This window comes from Bartonella sp. DGB2, from assembly GCF_046843095.1.
Taxonomy (GTDB): domain Bacteria; phylum Pseudomonadota; class Alphaproteobacteria; order Rhizobiales; family Rhizobiaceae; genus Bartonella.
This window is the reverse complement of record NZ_CP177325.1, coordinates 903990-919312: the sequence shown is the minus strand read 5'-3', so window position 1 is coordinate 919312 and position 15323 is coordinate 903990. Positions and strand designations below refer to the sequence as shown.

Annotated in this window: 23 protein-coding genes; 2 read left to right on the top strand and 21 right to left on the bottom strand. The window is 47.7% G+C overall.

Annotated features, from left to right (window positions below):
* Positions 1-2: 2 nt before the first annotated feature.
* From ACK28X_RS05185 to ACK28X_RS05135, 11 genes are all read right to left on the bottom strand, one after another.
* Positions 3-434: a hypothetical protein gene (locus ACK28X_RS05185; protein ID WP_412057365.1), complete on the bottom strand. Its 432-nt coding sequence runs from the start codon at positions 432-434 to the stop codon at positions 3-5.
* The gene (locus ACK28X_RS05180; protein ID WP_412057364.1) at positions 401-1246 is read right to left on the bottom strand and encodes a phage tail protein I; all 846 of its coding nucleotides are present in this window, start codon (positions 1244-1246) and stop codon (positions 401-403) included. The genes ACK28X_RS05185 and ACK28X_RS05180 overlap by 34 nt, the downstream gene beginning before the upstream one ends.
* Complete coding sequence (locus tag ACK28X_RS05175; RefSeq protein ID WP_412057363.1) at positions 1233-1979, bottom strand: baseplate J/gp47 family protein; 747 nt, start codon at positions 1977-1979, stop codon at positions 1233-1235. The genes ACK28X_RS05180 and ACK28X_RS05175 overlap by 14 nt, the downstream gene beginning before the upstream one ends.
* Complete coding sequence (locus ACK28X_RS05170; RefSeq protein ID WP_412057362.1) at positions 1934-2176, bottom strand: hypothetical protein; 243 nt, start codon at positions 2174-2176, stop codon at positions 1934-1936. Before ACK28X_RS05170 ends, ACK28X_RS05175 begins: the two co-directional genes overlap by 46 nt.
* Complete coding sequence (locus ACK28X_RS05165; RefSeq protein ID WP_412057113.1) at positions 2173-2331, bottom strand: hypothetical protein; 159 nt, start codon at positions 2329-2331, stop codon at positions 2173-2175. Before ACK28X_RS05165 ends, ACK28X_RS05170 begins: the two co-directional genes overlap by 4 nt.
* Positions 2309-2473, bottom strand: a complete 165-nt coding sequence (locus tag ACK28X_RS05160; RefSeq protein ID WP_412057361.1) for a GPW/gp25 family protein — start codon at positions 2471-2473, stop codon at positions 2309-2311. The genes ACK28X_RS05165 and ACK28X_RS05160 overlap by 23 nt, the downstream gene beginning before the upstream one ends.
* A 73-nt stretch (positions 2474-2546) precedes the next feature.
* Complete coding sequence (locus ACK28X_RS05155) at positions 2547-3173, bottom strand: hypothetical protein (RefSeq protein WP_412057182.1); 627 nt, start codon at positions 3171-3173, stop codon at positions 2547-2549.
* A 9-nt stretch (positions 3174-3182) separates the two neighbouring features.
* A complete protein-coding gene (locus tag ACK28X_RS05150; protein WP_412057181.1) occupies positions 3183-3941 on the bottom strand; it encodes a phage baseplate assembly protein V in 759 nt (252 codons plus the stop codon).
* Positions 3905-4384: a hypothetical protein gene (locus ACK28X_RS05145; protein WP_412057360.1), complete on the bottom strand. Its 480-nt coding sequence runs from the start codon at positions 4382-4384 to the stop codon at positions 3905-3907. The genes ACK28X_RS05150 and ACK28X_RS05145 overlap by 37 nt, the downstream gene beginning before the upstream one ends.
* 95 nt (positions 4385-4479) lie before the next feature.
* The gene (locus ACK28X_RS05140; RefSeq protein ID WP_412057109.1) at positions 4480-4809 is read right to left on the bottom strand and encodes a hypothetical protein; all 330 of its coding nucleotides are present in this window, start codon (positions 4807-4809) and stop codon (positions 4480-4482) included.
* Positions 4810-4844: 35 nt separating this feature from the next.
* Positions 4845-5936: a major capsid protein gene (locus ACK28X_RS05135; protein WP_412057359.1), complete on the bottom strand. Its 1092-nt coding sequence runs from the start codon at positions 5934-5936 to the stop codon at positions 4845-4847.
* Between the two features lie 93 nt (positions 5937-6029).
* Between ACK28X_RS05135 and ACK28X_RS05130 the strand changes: the two genes are divergently transcribed.
* Complete coding sequence (locus ACK28X_RS05130) at positions 6030-6254, top strand: DUF6290 family protein (protein ID WP_412057176.1); 225 nt, start codon at positions 6030-6032, stop codon at positions 6252-6254.
* A complete protein-coding gene (locus ACK28X_RS05125) occupies positions 6223-6507 on the top strand; it encodes a type II toxin-antitoxin system RelE family toxin (RefSeq protein ID WP_412057175.1) in 285 nt (94 codons plus the stop codon). Before ACK28X_RS05130 ends, ACK28X_RS05125 begins: the two co-directional genes overlap by 32 nt.
* A gap of 10 nt (positions 6508-6517) precedes the next feature.
* On the opposite strand, the gene ACK28X_RS05120 is transcribed toward ACK28X_RS05125, so the two are convergent.
* The 10 genes from ACK28X_RS05120 to ACK28X_RS05075 all read right to left on the bottom strand — a co-directional run bounded on the left by ACK28X_RS05120 (position 6518) and on the right by ACK28X_RS05075 (position 15233).
* The gene (locus ACK28X_RS05120) at positions 6518-7591 is read right to left on the bottom strand and encodes a major capsid protein (protein WP_412057174.1); all 1074 of its coding nucleotides are present in this window, start codon (positions 7589-7591) and stop codon (positions 6518-6520) included.
* Positions 7592-7666: 75 nt separating this feature from the next.
* A complete protein-coding gene (locus ACK28X_RS05115; RefSeq protein ID WP_412057358.1) occupies positions 7667-8197 on the bottom strand; it encodes a head decoration protein in 531 nt (176 codons plus the stop codon).
* A 26-nt stretch (positions 8198-8223) separates the two neighbouring features.
* Positions 8224-8373 carry a hypothetical protein gene (locus tag ACK28X_RS05110; protein ID WP_412057357.1) on the bottom strand — a complete coding sequence of 50 codons (150 nt, stop codon included), beginning with the start codon at positions 8371-8373 and terminating at the stop codon, positions 8224-8226.
* Positions 8373-9302 carry a S49 family peptidase gene (locus ACK28X_RS05105; protein WP_412057356.1) on the bottom strand — a complete coding sequence of 310 codons (930 nt, stop codon included), beginning with the start codon at positions 9300-9302 and terminating at the stop codon, positions 8373-8375. The genes ACK28X_RS05110 and ACK28X_RS05105 overlap by 1 nt, the downstream gene beginning before the upstream one ends.
* Before the next feature lie 74 nt (positions 9303-9376).
* Entirely contained in the window at positions 9377-10861 is a 1485-nt protein-coding gene (locus ACK28X_RS05100) for a phage portal protein (protein WP_412057355.1), read from the bottom strand.
* Positions 10861-11088: a phage head-tail joining protein gene (locus ACK28X_RS05095; RefSeq protein ID WP_412057169.1), complete on the bottom strand. Its 228-nt coding sequence runs from the start codon at positions 11086-11088 to the stop codon at positions 10861-10863. Before ACK28X_RS05095 ends, ACK28X_RS05100 begins: the two co-directional genes overlap by 1 nt.
* A 12-nt stretch (positions 11089-11100) precedes the next feature.
* Positions 11101-13002 (bottom strand): phage terminase large subunit family protein, encoded by a 1902-nt coding sequence (locus ACK28X_RS05090; RefSeq protein ID WP_412058236.1) that lies wholly within the window; start codon positions 13000-13002, stop codon positions 11101-11103.
* 85 nt (positions 13003-13087) lie between these two features.
* Positions 13088-13663 carry a hypothetical protein gene (locus ACK28X_RS05085; protein ID WP_412057166.1) on the bottom strand — a complete coding sequence of 192 codons (576 nt, stop codon included), beginning with the start codon at positions 13661-13663 and terminating at the stop codon, positions 13088-13090.
* A gap of 341 nt (positions 13664-14004) precedes the next feature.
* Positions 14005-14538 (bottom strand): hypothetical protein, encoded by a 534-nt coding sequence (locus ACK28X_RS05080; RefSeq protein WP_412057354.1) that lies wholly within the window; start codon positions 14536-14538, stop codon positions 14005-14007.
* 110 nt (positions 14539-14648) lie between these two features.
* Positions 14649-15233: a hypothetical protein gene (locus tag ACK28X_RS05075; RefSeq protein ID WP_412057353.1), complete on the bottom strand. Its 585-nt coding sequence runs from the start codon at positions 15231-15233 to the stop codon at positions 14649-14651.
* Between the last annotated feature and the right edge of the window lie 90 nt (positions 15234-15323).

Here is a 15323-nt window from a genome sequence, read left to right as displayed (position 1 = left end):
TCCTAAAGCTGAAAGGGTAGCGCGCTATTAAACCGCACCGATCCATTAAGCGGTGTTTGGTCATCAAAGCGGCGGGGACGCGTGGTTTGCCATGTCACCAAAATTTGGTCGCGTTGTGCTTTGGAAAGGGCAATAGCGCGCGCGACCTGTTGCATTTGGCTGTGGTCTTTCGTGTATAAAAAGCTCTTTCCTAAAAAGCTCACCCCCAAGAAACTACTGCGTGGCCGGCTCTTAACCTTTAAATCAATAGCCACTTCTGCCTGATAGGCGGGCATAGAAAGGCGGCAATGGCCAAGAAAAGCACCGGTAGTGCGCTTAGCCCATGTTGGCTTTTGCTCATAAAGCGCAATAGAGTCATAGATCATCTCATGGGCTTTGGAGGGCAATAAAAAGTTGCGCCCTAGAAAACGCGTTGTTCCTTTGCCACAAAACATGCCATAGGCATCCTCGCCTTTGCTTGACATCCGCTTAGGTCGCACGTCCATAGGTTCAAGAGAGGCGCGCTCACCCCATTAGGCCATAGGGGCGAGGTTTGATCATAGTAATCCACGTCTTGGCGTATTGTGATAATTTGTGGCTCTCTCTTACAAACACCTAAAAAGCTACGCCCCATCTTGCCTAAGAAGGCGCCCTGTCCAGCCTCACCTGCTAACAGAAAGCGCTCAACACGCTGCTTTTGCCTTGCGGGTAAGTCAATTTTGGTAAGCGGTGTCTCCTTACCATTCTGCCACAAACTAGCGCGCCGCCCATAAAATTGGCGTGCGCGCGATGGCAATAGAAAACTATGGTTTAAAAAGCCCTGCCCACAAAAGGCCTCACCTTGGGCAAGAAACCGCTCTTTTACAAAGCGAATGCGGATTTGTGGTTGCTCGCTATGCCACGCCTCTAGCTTGTCTTTGCTCATGCCTTCTGACAAAAACATCCGTTGCGGGGGTGTGACAATTTGGCGTAGTTCACTACCAACCAAGGCAATATAGGTTTTTAATCCTGCCGCCGTGCCTTTAATGCGCTGGAGTTCAAAGGCGCGGGCAATGACTTGGCGCTTTTGGGCGATCGTCCATTGGTCATTCCATATCTCAATGCCAAAGCGAAACGCCAGCCATGGCAAGAGATGTTCCGCAATAGCATCAGGATTGGTAAAATCAGCCAAAGCATCAATCGGTAAGCTTGGAAAGCTTGTTGCTTGTTCTAGATTGCGCTCAAAGGCTGTTGACCTTGCCGGCAGAAGCGAACTAAACGCTGACATGGTCAATCTCCACCGCGATATCTGTGGCTACAGCGATTTCGAAACTCTTACAAAGCTGATCAACGCTTGGCGCTTCAAGCACCACATTTTGAATGCCTGTGCTTGTTAGAGCGGCAATAAGGCCAGAACGCGTTGCGCTATAACCAACCTTTTGCACCTCTTGCAAATAGGCTTTTAAGCGCTTTAGGGATTGCTCTTTCACAACGCCTTGGTCGGGACCGGGATAAATTGTAAGCTTGGCGGCGGCAATAGAATAAGGCTTTGGAACCGCCATAGATACCACAACATGATCGGTTAAAGGGCGTAAATCCTCTTGGTTTAAACGCGCACGCACCATCTTTAAAATCTCATGATCGGGGCGGCAAAGGATACGTGTAAACGCGCTTTGCTCTGGTTGAGCAAATAAAGCACGCCCGATCACCGTTTCTTCTTCTGTACCATCCTTCACATCTTCATAAGCAAGAAGGCTAATGTTCACCTCACCTAAGTTCTGACTATCAACATTAGCATGCACAATCGCTGTTGAAACGCTCATCGTGTGGAACAAATAAGCCCGTCTTGGACCAGCGGTTGAAAGGCCGCTTAGTGCTTGCTGAATGCGCGAGCGAAAGCGCGCGTCCGTCTCTCTATCAAGGCGCATAACATTGGCAAAAGCACCCATAACATCAAGGTCATGTCCGCGCGCGCTCACAATATTATTAGCGCGTGCCGCATCGTTAATGCGTTGGCGCAATAAAAACTCCCGATATAGCAAAAGGCTTCAATCACCTTAATTGCGGGATCGCTCTCAAGCACACTATAATTTGGCTCTAACGCTTTTAACTTAGCAATGGCAGCTTGGCGAATGGCTTCATAAGAGACCTCTTCAACAAAGTCAGGGGCAGGAATTTGCGTTAAGTCTAATGTATGGAAATAGGCGTTTTGGCTCATTGTAAAACCAGCCCTTCCATTTTAATAGGCTTGCCGCTTGGCATGTAAAGCCCGTCAAAACTGATCTCAACACAGCCCGCTTGGGGCATAGTATAAGAGATCGTGTTCAGCTTTAAACGCGGCTCATATTCTTTAAGCGCTTGGGCTACAGCCATATACAGATCCACAGCAAAAAAAAAATGCATTCACTGGCTGGTCAAGTAAGCGCGCTACATCGCTACCATAGGCGCGACGCATCACACGGCTTCCTTTAGCAGTCATTAAAATATCAATCAGCGATTGCCGCAGATGATCCATACCAGAAAGCGGCTTTCCACTCTCTCTCTATCCATGCCAATCAACATAATATCTCTCTATTGCGCTGGGAATTCTAAGAAGTCGCGCACGTTCTTCTCAAGCTTACCATTTTGATCTGATCAGCAGGAATGTAAGTCGCGTAAGCACCTGCTTCTTTGTGTAAAACATCTTCATATTCTATCCAGTCTTCTTGGGCAGGGGCCATTGAATGCGTAATATAAAGCACTACGTCGCCTGTCGCCCCCAAAGCATAGGGACCGTTAGGAAGGTTTACAAAACGATGAAGACCTCTTGATACAAGGGTAGTATCATCTTTCAAAACAACATTAATTTCCTGAGGACGCGCATTTAGAGTTTCGCTAAACTGGATCCAAGCAGAAGGGGTGTGGTCGCAGTGACTAATATCCAACTTACGTAATATTTTATAAAACCATAGGCGAAAATATTTACGCCAAAGCGCGCTTATAATAATTGTCCCAAAAAACGCAGGGATAGCCGGAAAAGGTTCAGCCATACCAAAATACACGGCGGCTTTATAAAAACTCGCACCAATCAAGCCAAAGCAAAGGGATGGAAAGAAGATGTTTGCGGTTCTATCATCCGTGTGTATGCCGTTATTGGCAATATGATACCCAACGTATCCACAAGCTAATATAGCCCATATCTGCCAGACTAGAAGAAACAATACAGGATCGCTCATACTATCTCTCTATTGCGCTGAGGTAGTGATAGAGCCACCGACCGCAACGCCACCATGCACGTGGCTTTGCCCAATATTGCTACCATTATGGCTAAGCGTGCCTGATTGAATGGCGACACCACCTGCTTGTAGGCGCATTTGATTTGCGGCTTTGGTGGTTACATTTTGTGCTTCTATCCCCAAATCACCATCAGTTTTAATGCTAATGCCTTTGGGCAGTTTTGTTTGCATAGCTTGTGCATTAATCCCGATCGTTTCATCGGTAGTAAGCATAATGCCACGCGGCGCGTAAATCTCTAGCACGCCATCCTTAGCGCTGATCTTAGCGCCGCCCTCAATGGCAAGGCTAAAGCCGCCACCACTGCTAATAGACACATCAAATGTGCCTTTGTCCGCAATGGTCATTGTATAGCTATGGCGTTCATCATCATACTCTATTTGGCTTCCATCAGGATAAACGGTGCGGTGTAGGTTGCCTTTATCGGCCGCTTGAGTAGTCTCGGTCGCAAGCGCCCCTACAATCACCCCTTGCGCCAAATCACCGCTTGGACACGCCATAACAACTTGCTCGCCCACATCACGCCCGCTCCATTGGCGGGTCTTGCCCGCACGCGGCTGTATATCGGGCAACCAATCGGTCTCAAGGTCACCACTTTTAACACGGTAGCGCCCATTCTCATGATTGGCTTGTGATACACTACCAACCACCACTAAACCAGCAACGCGCCGCTCTAAATCAATGAGACGACGATACAACTCGCTATACATCTATAAAGCCTCTTGATAATCATTGCGGTGCGAAAGCCCCGTATCGGGCTCATAGCTATAGCGCGCACGCTGTGCACCACTACCGCTTCATCGCTTGGCGCCATATGGGTGCAATAGATGATGTCGTAATAAAGGGTCGCCCAAAGGGCAAGTGTCGTTCCTTTTGCGCCCCCATGATACTCCCATTGGGTCAATAAGCAGCTTTCTACCAATCTATTAAGATTAGGCGCTTGATAGAGAATGGTTTCGACATCCCATGTCAAACGATCCATATCATCTTCCTGCTCATAGCCCGCTATGCAACATTCAATCGCTATATGCAGGGTACGCCGCCGCATACCGTAGTCTTGCACTTGCTCAAGGTCTAAATCCTCACCTAATGTGTAAACAAGTAGAGCAGGGAATATATCTTTGTTAAGCGCAAACGCCCGTTGCGCAAACACATTCTTTACCAGCTATGGTGTTTCCAGCCTTAAGCAGGTCAATAATCGTGTTGCGAATAAGTAGGCGATGGGTGCTCATATTATAGCGCTTCCTATCAGGCGTGGTCTTCTACTAAAGCCACTTTCATCATACCGCTGGTCGAGGTGATCACATCACTAATGATGAAGGTCTCCTGATCCAAAACAACCCTATCACCTTGTTTGGGGGCACCGCCTATATCGCTAAGGCGAATATCAAGCATTTTAATAGGATTGGTAAAATCTGTTGTGCCATAGACGGGGTCTTGCGCATAGGTCTCATCATAAATGGCGCTTATGCTAAAAACTTCGCCCGTAGTTTTGCGTGTATAGGTTAGAGCCCTGCCAAAGGTCTCACATAAGACATCATTCATGGCCTTAAGGTTAGCGTTCCAGTTCTCAATCATGATTAAGCCTGCTATTGCTCTGTGCACCAAGCCGATCAAGGGGAATAATTTTTTATTATGTTGTCTCCATCATGGATATCAACAAAAGGGGCATTGCATAGGCGCGTTTCAAACACACCAAGGCCTTTAAAAAAGCCTTTTACATTTTTTGATGCAGGTGGCTTGGCTTTAGCTGTTTCTGGCGCCTTAGAAAATCCAATGCCGCGCAATAACATTTGCGGCTGAGCACAAATAAACAAACCATTGCTAGAAATACGCGGCCGTATCCACGGGGTTTGCGCATCACCCATGAAAACCTCTGTATACATCTCAAGCACGCTATCATGAGCGCCTTCTACCGCGTCGTTGCGCGTGAAGATCTCGTAAAAAAGCCCTCCCATCCCTTGCGGGATGAATTGACATTCATTGGACTTCATACCGATTGCATCGGGTATGCCAAAGCGCGCACGTCCCTCATAATCACTAACGCCATGATAATCCATGAATGTAATACCACCATAGGTAAAGCCGCCCTCAATGGCCTGAGCCTGTACCTGTGGGTGCTGGATAAGCGCATCGTAAAATGCCTCTCCACATAGGGCAAGGGCACTTCCATTTGTGGGGAAGGCACCATGGCAGGCGCGTTTCATCGCCTCTATCACATGGCTACAAAGACTTGCAATGTCTGTGTCACTATCATCAAGGTCATAAATCAAGTTAAATTGGATAGGCTCTGGCCGCTTAATGCCAAAAACATCAAACCAATCAACCAATACACTGCCATTCACGTCATAAACTACGCCTTGCATGGCACCAAAGCGAAAGATCTCAAAGATTAGGTCCATGTTTTCGATAAGGGCAGGAATGGCCGCTTTGGCCTTTGTCAATAAGACCTTATCAATCTCTTGAGCAGAAAGCTTAGACCCATCTTGCAATGGGTCTAAGGTAATCAAGGCCTCGCGTACAAAACCATGGATGATGATAGAGCGCGTCTTCTCTTGCACAGAAGCTACTTGCGCGTGCAACACCCCCCGCTCAATAGGGCGAATGACATCGTCTTTTACCTCAAGCCCGATAATCTCTTGAGCACCAGTCTCAGCAGAAATGTTATCCAGCCCAAGCGCAGACAATACTTGCAACCTATCCATTGTTCATCCTAAAGCGTTTTGTTTAATTGCCTTTGTTGTAGTACTATGTTATACATGTATGACAAGGGCACTAATTATGGAGAGAGAACGTTCATGCTAGCAGTGCGATTACCCGAAGACTTAGAACAAAGGCTCTCCCAATTAGCGAAGCAAACGGGGCGTAGTAAGTCTTTTTATCTACGAGAAGCTCTAAATAATTATATTGATGATCTCGAAGACCTTTATCTAGCTGAACAAAGGATGACGGAATTACGCTCAGGTAAAAGCAAGGCAATACCTCTAAAAGATGTTTTGGCTGATTATGACATGGGCCATTGAATTCGTTCCCGCGGCTGTGCGAGAGTTAAAAAAGCTTGATAAACAAGTAGCACAGCGGATTTTAACAGTTCTTCATGAGCGCATAGCACCCCTTGATAACCCCCGTAGCATAGGCGAGGCATTAAGGGGGAATCGTTTGGGCGAGTTCTGGAAATACCGTATCGGCGATTACCGTATTATTGCTAATATAGAGGATAAAACTCTTACCATTGTTGTTTTACGCGTTGGTAATCGCCGCGCTATTTACCGCTAGCTCTAATGGTTTATTTCTTTGTCACGCCTTTGATGAGCATTTCGGGGCGTGTACAGATAAAGAGGGGGTAGCTATAGACTTCAGGTCGCACCCAAAAATCACGCGCTATGTCGCGGATGAGCATTGAGTAAAGGGGGCGGCCGATGGTATTAGCAAAGGCAAAGCTCTCACAAGGCGAGAAGGCCTGTTGGAACACCCCAGGTGTATTAACGGGCACAAATTGGCATTCATTAGGTCTAATCCCTAAAGCACGTTTTGTACCTGCTTGTGCTTTATCGTCATAATCATCAACGCCACGATAGTTGATAAAGCGGATGCCACCATAGTCAAAACTTGCAAAAGAACCGCTTTGTAGTACCGATGCGGTCGCCGCTCCAAAAGAGCGGTTAAGGGTTTGGGCATTTTGGGTATTGAGAAACGTTTCACGCACGGTTTTATGGTTGGTGAGATCATCAAAAAACTTATCGCCACAAAGCCCTATGACACTAGAGCCTAAACGATAAGCCCCTTTTGAAGCCCGTTGCATTGTCCGAATAATCTCACGACAAATGCGCTCAACTTGCGTTGTTTCGCTATCCAAAGCAAAGTTAATATCTTGGGGAGGGGTGATACCCCATTCCTTAAACCAATCAATAATCACCGAGCCATCAGCATCAAGAACAACCCCTTGGATTGCACCAAACATATGGCTTTCAAGGGTTACTTCCATATCGCTTGTTAGGCGATCTTGAGCGCGCGATATATATTCAATGGCGGTTTCTAATTCGCTCTCACTGCCAAAAGCCCGTACGTTTTGGATTTCAGAGGCAGACAAAGTATTGCCCTTGGCAAGACGCACCGTTCTAAATGCACGGATATCGCGGCGCTCGCGTCCCGCTTCTTCCAGTGGTGCACCGCGCTCTGATGTACGAATGATTTGCAATTGGTTATTGCGTCGTTCAATGGCCACATGGGTTGTGGAAATAGGCACATCATCAAACAGCTTAAGAGAGCCAATGAGATCTGGCTTAAAATCATAATAATCCAGTGCTTTGGTCATGTTTATTGCCGAAAAGGCATCATCATTAAAGATATCTATTTGCATGGGGCTTTGTCCTTTAGCGTAAAATGATGGTTGCTAACGCCAAGGCATCTATGGCTTTTTGACGTTGCTCTGTTGTTATTTTTTTTTTTGCCAAATTAGCTCCGATGCTTTGACCGCCGTTTGCCGTAGCGTAACAACAGCGCGCCGCGGTGTGGATGAAGGCTCAACATTGTCATAGGCAATAGCGCTTGCTACTTCGCTACCATCGGTTGCCGTTGGGTTTAGCGGCACATACTGGCCATTGCCAACAAGCTTGGCCATCACCGTGCCTGCCTCTACTTGATCTCCCGCGGCAAAGGTGACGCTTTCACGGGAAAGGTGGATATCGTCGCTAATGAGATAGGCGCCCGTGCGGCGCCCTTCATAAAGAACATTTGCCATTCTACACTTTCCCTTTTTTCCATTTCCAGATGCGAGTTTCTTTGATTGGCTGATCTCGCCCGCACTTGTGTTTGCATAAGGAGAGATTGTTTTACTGCAGCTAGCTTCTACTAAGGCGTCTAGAACATGCTGTTGGGCTTGTTCTACGCTCAGCCGCTTATCGATAGCCGCTTGAGCGTTAAAGCGTGCTCCAAGGCTCTGCGCTTGTTTCTCTATTGCAAGCAAGCGGGCACAGCGCTGGCGCTCGTGCTTTATCCCAGCCTTGCTAGGGCGGCCTTGCGGCTTGTCTTTCTTGTCTTCTTCTTCGTCATCTTCTGGATCGGTGCTTTCGCCGGAGTCGCGTTCTTCATCGTCGTCTTGTTCTTCATCACCTGTGTCGTCCTCGTCGTCTTCTTCTTCATCAGGCAGGGTGTCTTTGCGTTTTTTTTTTTTTTTGCATCGTCATCATTTTGCTCGAGGCGGTAGTTTCGGTAAGCCATACGTTTTGTCCTTCTTGCGTTTTTGTGGTCTCTATGAGTTGTTGTAAAGCTGTATCAAATGTTCCAAGACGATCAGCCAAGCCCTGTGTGAGTGCCTCTTGTCCTAAAAATGTGTCGGCACGTGTATCAATGATCTGCTGGCGTGAACATTTGCGCGCCTTTGCCACCAGATCGACAAACATATGATAGAGCGTATCGCAATCCTCTTGGATTTTAGCCCGTGCGCCATCGCTTAAGGGTTCATGCGGATTGCCATCTACTTTATTTTCCCCCGCAAATATGTAAGTCCAGCGCAGCCCTTCTTTTGCATCCGCCTTAGATTGATCCATATGGGCTGTTACCACCCCGATAGAGCCCACATCACTTGTCCGGCTTAGCCATATTTGCTCAGCCGCACAACTGATGGCATAGGCGGCTGAACAGGCCATTTCATTAGCATGCGCCCAAATAGGTTTTTGATAGCTACGCGATAAAGCACGCCACTCCTCCACAAGATCAAAGACGCCGCCCGCTTCACCGCCATAGCTATCAATATCAAGTAAAACAGCGCGCACATCCGGTGCGCTCACCGCTTCTATAAAGCTTGCCCGCAAGCCATCATAAGAGGTTAGCCCCGATTGTGCGGCCATAAAGCCGCCACGGCGCACCAAAGTGCCATGAACAGGAAGAATAGCGATGCCGTCCACTACTTGATGTGCTTCAGGCAAGCGTGTCTCATCACTATTCTTGATAAAGGCACCGATTTGCCCTGTAAGGCGCGGCGAAAGCGCGCTCAAGATTGTGTCTAGCTTTTCTGGGGTAATCATATGCGGGCGGTTATAGAGCCGCGCAAGACAATGCACAAAGTCCATCTGATACCCTATCGCTTTAGGCCGCATTCTCAGATATGAGAGCGTTTTGTTTATCTTCGTCATTGCTATCATCATCAAGCAGGACGGTTGTGGGGGGCTGGGGTCTCAGTATCAAAATGCAGACCACGCCTTAGTGCTTCGCTTCGCTCTTCTTCAATCTCTGTGTAAATATCATCGCGACTATAGCCACGCTCATTTAAGGCTTGCGTTAAGCTTTTTAGACCCGCACGGATTTCTTCCTTCTCGGCGGCGATGTCCTTTAACGGATCGACCATTTCCAATTGCGCGGCATGGCTCTCTGATTGCAACCAAGGTAAGGGATTGTGATCATAGTCGGGTAAGTCTATGGCACCCACCAATACAGCCATTTCCACAAAGCGCTTCCACACGATGCGGTTTAATTGAAAGGCCATGACATTGGCTCGCCATTGCCTAATATGGCGACGAAACTGAATAATGGATGTGCGCACATTGGAGAAATTGCCCCGCGTCACATCGCCGCTCACCGTTGAATAGGGCATGTTCAGACCAGCGCAGATTTTTAACAAATTGCGGTATTGAAACGGTTCATAAGAGCCGCCCACCTCGGCGGGCGCAGAAAAGCGAATATCTTGGCCATTCTCTAATACCGTAACCAAGCCTGGAGCCAGTTCAATGGTGTCTCCTTCACCACCGGCTAGGGAGGCTGTATTCATAGTGCGCTCCGCTTGTACATCTGGGGTGAGCGGATTACTCTCACCACCTAAAATAAAAGCGGTAAAAAGCGCTGTGGTCTTTTTGCGATCAAGCTCAGCATCATCATAAGCGGCCAATTGAAACAATTGCACCATACTGCGGGTGATCTTTGGTGTGCCGCGCAATTGTTGGGCTTGTCGGCGTTCTTTAATATGGATGATATAGGGGGCTTCTATGCGTACCCGCTCTTGCATTCCCTCTGCAAGCCTTCCATTGGGTACTATGTCATAGGGATGATAGCGGAAAAAATGGTAGGCAATGCGATCACCAAATGCATTAAATTCAATGCCCATGCGGATATGATGCCCAGGTATTTCTGCGGGGCCATCATAGGTTACATCCAATAGCTCTGCAGGATAGATTTCTAGCTTGAGCGGAACAGCGCTACACGCGTCTAGCGGAACAGGGCGCAAGCGCACAAAGACTTCACCCGCAAGAAACACTTCGCGGGCAATGGTGGCCTGCATCCCGTAAAAATCACTAACCCCCTCATAATCAGCCTCATCAACCCACTGCCACCACAAATTCTCTAATGCGCGCTTTTGGGCTTCAAAGCCTTTGATGCGTGGTACAGGCTTAATCCCATCATTGACCGCCGCTGATACCCATTCATCAACCGCCGCACCATAGATGCTATTATTATCATAAAGGCTACGGGAGCGAGCAAGAACGGTTTGGCCTTCGGCTTGGATCGCCCTATTAATGTGAGTCTTTGTGGGGATAAAGCCACGTAAGCGGCGGCTACGGCTTGCCGCATCAAAATAGGGTCCACTGCCAACCATCACCTGAAAGGCGTTGGCCATCCGCTTAATAATACCTGCCATTAATAACCTCGGCCTGCCGCGATATAAAAGAGGCGCGCTTTCGGGCGGCCTTCTAATTGGGCGATTTCTGCATCCAAAGCCGCCAATGATAGCTTATTCTCGCTCACCGAGCGGTTATAGATCTGCTTGTCGCCATGGCGTATAGATTGGGCGGCAGAATAAAGGCCTTCTGCCAGCGCATCACGCTGCTGTCTTAGCCGCTTTAACCGCGCCTCTATGTCTTGCATATCAAACCTCGTTCATAGCATATACGAACTTCTCATCATACGCGGCCGCCGCCGTATAGGTGGTGCTGGCGGGGCAAGAACTTCGTCCTTATCAAAGGATAGGCCGCGCTCTATCATCTTCTGTTCTAAAGCTTGCGCTTGTTGCTCTAAGGATATCCCCATCGCCGATAAGCCGCATAGCGCCGCATAGGCATAGACGCGGCAATCCAATGCCTCATTGCGGGCATTATTGGCCTTTACCCAGTCTATCTTTGGTTGACCCTTGCTATATTTTGTCTTTTTGCGCTCTGCTGTTAATTGCTGGAAGTATTCTAAGTCACGCTCGATATGGAAGTGGCAGGCACCATAGCCAACAGCATCAGGCCCCGTCCTTTTAAGACGCGCCATAACCATATCTTTAGCGGCGCTCACACCAATGACATAAAGATTGATCTTTCCATTATTGTTGTGGGTTGGTCGTTTGGGCCACACGGTAGACGTACTATTACTACTCCCTTTAATGCCCCATATATTATGGCCTTGACGCGGTCGCACATAATCATACACCGCTTGCGTATTTGAGCCCCCCGTATCAACACACGTCGCATGGATCAGCAGACCATTGTCTAAAGCAGGATGGGGCCAACGCCTACTAAGATACGTATCTAGATGGTGCCAAACCTCTGCTGCCGATGGGTCGCCCAAAAAGATTTTATAATCAATGTTCCAGCTCTCTTCATCACGCCCCCAGCCAACAAGCTCCAACTCCAAGCGATCAGGTTGCACATCAACACCACAGGTTAGAATGGCCACCTGCGGCGGTAAGAGTGGGTATTCTTCGCGCAAAGCGTAAAGCGCGCTAGCATCCGTTCCCCCAGCATCATACTCTTCCCAAGGTTCGCCCAATACAGTATTGACAAAGGATTGTAGTTTGGCAGGGTCCTTGGCCTCTAGAAATGCGCGTGCGCATTCGCCCCACGTAAACCATGGCGAATAAAGCGCCGATAGGTGATAGGAGCGAAAGTTGTTATAGCGGCTCTGTTTGGTTGCTACCCAACGCGCGCCATTGGCTTCGCTCAGCAACGCCGCTTTGTGATGTTCCTCATGAATAGCACCACAATGGGCGCAAAAAAAGTGGGCCTCCTCAGGCTTGTCTTCAGGCCAGCGGATCTGTGCCCACGTAATAGGTTGTAGCTCATGACACTCTTTACAGGCAACGTTATAATAACGCTGATCACCCTTCTCGAATTCGGCTTTAATACGGCTGGTCTCAAGGCTTGCTGGCGTTGAGAGCATAAATACTTTACGCCGCGGGTAGCTTGCCGTACGACGAAGAGCAAGGGTAATGGGATCGCCTTCATCATCAACATTAAACGGATACCCATCAACCTCATCAAGCACCAAATAACGAATAGACATAGAGCGCAAGCCCACCGCTGAATTAGCACCCGTCAAGTTTAATGAACCGCCTGCAAACTCCTTCATAAACAGCGTATTGCCGCTATCGCGCGCGCGTGGTGGGGCAATGCGCTCTGACAAAGCCTTGCTGTTGCGTATCATATGCTCAACACGCATCTTTGAGAGCTTCTTTGCCATATCTACCGTAGGCATCACATACAGAATGGGGCCAGGCGAATGGTGTATGGCATAACCGCAGAAGTTTAGCGCCGCTTCTGACATACCAATTTGCGCGCCCTTCATAACAACCGTCGTCTCAATGCTTGAATAGCTCGACAGATTGTCCATGATCTCGCGCAGATAAGGCGTTCTTGATGTCCGCCATAGGCCAGCTTCTGCACTTGCTTGTGTCGACAAATAACGATGGACGTCCGCCCATTGAGACACCGTATAGGCGGGGTCAGAGCGAAACCCTTCTTTAAAGGCTGCCCAAAGCTTAACGAGGTTTCGGGCTTGGTAATCCTTGTTTATGCTCATGTTCAACCCATCACCTCTGGGACGCAGGCCTATGGGGTCAGGCATTATCCCTTCCTGAAGGGCTTTGCAAATTTTGGTCAGAGCCTCATTCTGTTGCTTCATATTCACTGGTGTTCTGAACATTGTCGCTTTCCTCTTCTTCGTCGACTTTTGCAAAATCAGGCATAGGAATCGTATCAAGCTCTATCAAAGCATCGCGCATATGCTGTTCTAAAACTATGGCAACCTTGTTATGGTCACACTCTAACGCGCTGGCAATATCACCACTGTGGCGGCTTGGAAACAACATCAGCATATCACGACAGCTACGGGCAAATACAAATGCCTGCCGCTTAGCATAATCTATCGGCACATAGTCCTGCTTCTTGACCTTAAGTTCAAATTCTACCTTCTCTGCTTGGGCAAGAGTTAAGCGCGACTTAACTTCGTTAAGATCAAGGTTAACAACTTCACCGACTTTACTCTTTTTATAGGCGGGCGCAATGTTGGCTTTAATCCATGCTAAAGCTTCATCAACGAGGATGAATTGACCATCATCGCTTGTGGGCAAACCCTTCTTTACAAGTTGGGTTATATAGGCCTTGCTAACCCCTAGACGCTTAGAGAATAGGGCGCGTCGCTCTTTTACATTGGAATTATTTTCTAATTCTAGCTCTGACATTTTTGTAAAAAATCTCCAAAAGCCGCATAGAAATGCTTTGCAAAATAGCTACGATAATCCCAACAAAATTAGCGTCAAATAATTGTATTTTGTTTCAATGAGTTAACAAGTTAAGTGATTTAAAAATCCCTGACGCTAGAAAAATATCGCGCTGCGCATCGACCCGCCTATGCCCCCCCCGCGGGAAGTACCTTGGCAATATTAGAATATTTTTCTAATTATTGGAAAATTAAACCCACTTCACTTAAGCAGAGCCTTGTTGATGTTCTTCTGCATGGTCTCTTGAAACATCGTGCTAACCATCTGCGCTACTTTAGCCTGCATACCATCGCGGGTCATAATTATGCGGCATTAACACCTAGAGGCCTGATCAAACGCGGCACAAGTTTTGTCTTACCATTAGCTAAGCGCACACGCTTAGTCTTGCTTGGATCGCGCATGAATACATGATTGTTTAATTTAGGCTTTAGCGGCGTACGGTTGGGGAAGGTGCCGCCATGATCAAAATAGCCTGCAAACATCTGCTTGCCACCAAGCAGTTCAACCTGCATACCGATGCTTGCTTGCTCCTCATGCTTAAACAGCTTAAGCGGGATATCTCCATAGAGCACAATCATCTTAGAATAGAGTTGCTGGGGCGTAGCTTTCGCTGAACGCCTCACCTTATCATTCAAATAGTTCTTGCGGTATTTAGCAGGTAGACCCGCTTTCTTGCGGATCATGGTGATTGTTTTGGTACGCGCCTTGCTAAGCGTATTATTGATAGAGGCGCTTGCTACTTTGTGTAATTGCGTCTCACCTAAGACATCCAACATGTTATTGGCGTCTTTTAGATCAAAGCGCACAGTGACAGCCTCGTCGTTACTGAACGCCATGGATCACCTCTATGCACTGCATTGTCGGGAAAGGTAAGTGAAAATGTTCGTTACAAAGTCGAACCAAAATTTAGGCGGAAATCTTCACAGCACCCAATGTCAGTTTCTATTTATGACATGCTTTTGTCAAGTAAAAAATGGCGCGACAAAGCGTTGAGAGCTAAACGGAGAGCACCTACCAAATGTGATACATCCATATCATCCTCAACGATATACTGAATAGCCGCGAATAGATTGTCATCGGGGTTATCAAACTGCGCTTCTTTAAGAGCGAGCCGCGCATCTTGCCACCGTTTGGTGCATTTGATAACCCATTCTTCTACAGTTCCTGTAAAGTCTTGGCTTTGTGGTCTATCATAATAGCCATGAGCAAAACCCTTTGCACAAAGATAATCATTGCGCACCTGTAAATACTTTTCGGCGGCGTCGTATTGCGCTTCACTCAATCCTTGTTCGCGCCCTAGCAAACGCAAACGGCCAATAGAAGTTGCCGCTAATGGGTTCTTCGCATCTTCCAATGATAGGCCTGCATGCTTTGCACGCATCCTTAGGGCTAGTAAATCAATTGGTTCATTATCATTAGCACCACGACGTGTGAAACCATGGCCTGAACGCGATATCCGTCCACTAGGTTCACGAGCCACGCCTTCAATCCGTGGCCGACCTCTCGCTTTCTTGCGCTTCTTAACTGCCATCCCTCGCTCCTTTCTCTTAATAATATCAATATATTACGTATTAATAAATGGTACACACTATATATTGATGTAAAAGAGCGATGTCTAGGG

What these genes read in the sequence shown, in the direction of transcription:
- ACK28X_RS05185 (WP_412057365.1), bottom strand. Translation starts at nt 434, where the DNA reads ATGTTTTGTGGCAAAGGAACAACGCGTTTTCTAGGGCGCAACTTTTTA.
- ACK28X_RS05180 (WP_412057364.1), bottom strand. Translation starts at nt 1,246, where the DNA reads ATGTCAGCGTTTAGTTCGCTTCTGCCGGCAAGGTCAACAGCCTTTGAG.
- ACK28X_RS05170 (WP_412057362.1), bottom strand. Translation starts at nt 2,176, where the DNA reads ATGAGCCAAAACGCCTATTTCCATACATTAGACTTAACGCAAATTCCT.
- ACK28X_RS05165 (WP_412057113.1), bottom strand. Translation starts at nt 2,331, where the DNA reads ATGGCTGTAGCCCAAGCGCTTAAAGAATATGAGCCGCGTTTAAAGCTG.
- ACK28X_RS05160 (WP_412057361.1), bottom strand. Translation starts at nt 2,473, where the DNA reads ATGGATCATCTGCGGCAATCGCTGATTGATATTTTAATGACTGCTAAA.
- ACK28X_RS05155 (WP_412057182.1), bottom strand. Translation starts at nt 3,173, where the DNA reads ATGAGCGATCCTGTATTGTTTCTTCTAGTCTGGCAGATATGGGCTATA.
- ACK28X_RS05150 (WP_412057181.1), bottom strand. Translation starts at nt 3,941, where the DNA reads ATGTATAGCGAGTTGTATCGTCGTCTCATTGATTTAGAGCGGCGCGTT.
- ACK28X_RS05140 (WP_412057109.1), bottom strand. Translation starts at nt 4,809, where the DNA reads ATGATTGAGAACTGGAACGCTAACCTTAAGGCCATGAATGATGTCTTA.
- ACK28X_RS05135 (WP_412057359.1), bottom strand. Translation starts at nt 5,936, where the DNA reads ATGGATAGGTTGCAAGTATTGTCTGCGCTTGGGCTGGATAACATTTCT.
- ACK28X_RS05130 (WP_412057176.1), top strand. Translation starts at nt 6,030, where the DNA reads ATGCTAGCAGTGCGATTACCCGAAGACTTAGAACAAAGGCTCTCCCAA.
- ACK28X_RS05125 (WP_412057175.1), top strand. Translation starts at nt 6,223, where the DNA reads ATGTTTTGGCTGATTATGACATGGGCCATTGAATTCGTTCCCGCGGCT.
- ACK28X_RS05120 (WP_412057174.1), bottom strand. Translation starts at nt 7,591, where the DNA reads ATGCAAATAGATATCTTTAATGATGATGCCTTTTCGGCAATAAACATG.
- ACK28X_RS05110 (WP_412057357.1), bottom strand. Translation starts at nt 8,373, where the DNA reads ATGAAGAAGAAGACGACGAGGACGACACAGGTGATGAAGAACAAGACG.
- ACK28X_RS05105 (WP_412057356.1), bottom strand. Translation starts at nt 9,302, where the DNA reads ATGGACTTTGTGCATTGTCTTGCGCGGCTCTATAACCGCCCGCATATG.
- ACK28X_RS05100 (WP_412057355.1), bottom strand. Translation starts at nt 10,861, where the DNA reads ATGGCAGGTATTATTAAGCGGATGGCCAACGCCTTTCAGGTGATGGTT.
- ACK28X_RS05095 (WP_412057169.1), bottom strand. Translation starts at nt 11,088, where the DNA reads ATGCAAGACATAGAGGCGCGGTTAAAGCGGCTAAGACAGCAGCGTGAT.
- ACK28X_RS05090 (WP_412058236.1), bottom strand. Translation starts at nt 13,002, where the DNA reads ATGAGCATAAACAAGGATTACCAAGCCCGAAACCTCGTTAAGCTTTGG.
- ACK28X_RS05085 (WP_412057166.1), bottom strand. Translation starts at nt 13,663, where the DNA reads ATGTCAGAGCTAGAATTAGAAAATAATTCCAATGTAAAAGAGCGACGC.
- ACK28X_RS05080 (WP_412057354.1), bottom strand. Translation starts at nt 14,538, where the DNA reads ATGGCGTTCAGTAACGACGAGGCTGTCACTGTGCGCTTTGATCTAAAA.
- ACK28X_RS05075 (WP_412057353.1), bottom strand. Translation starts at nt 15,233, where the DNA reads ATGGCAGTTAAGAAGCGCAAGAAAGCGAGAGGTCGGCCACGGATTGAA.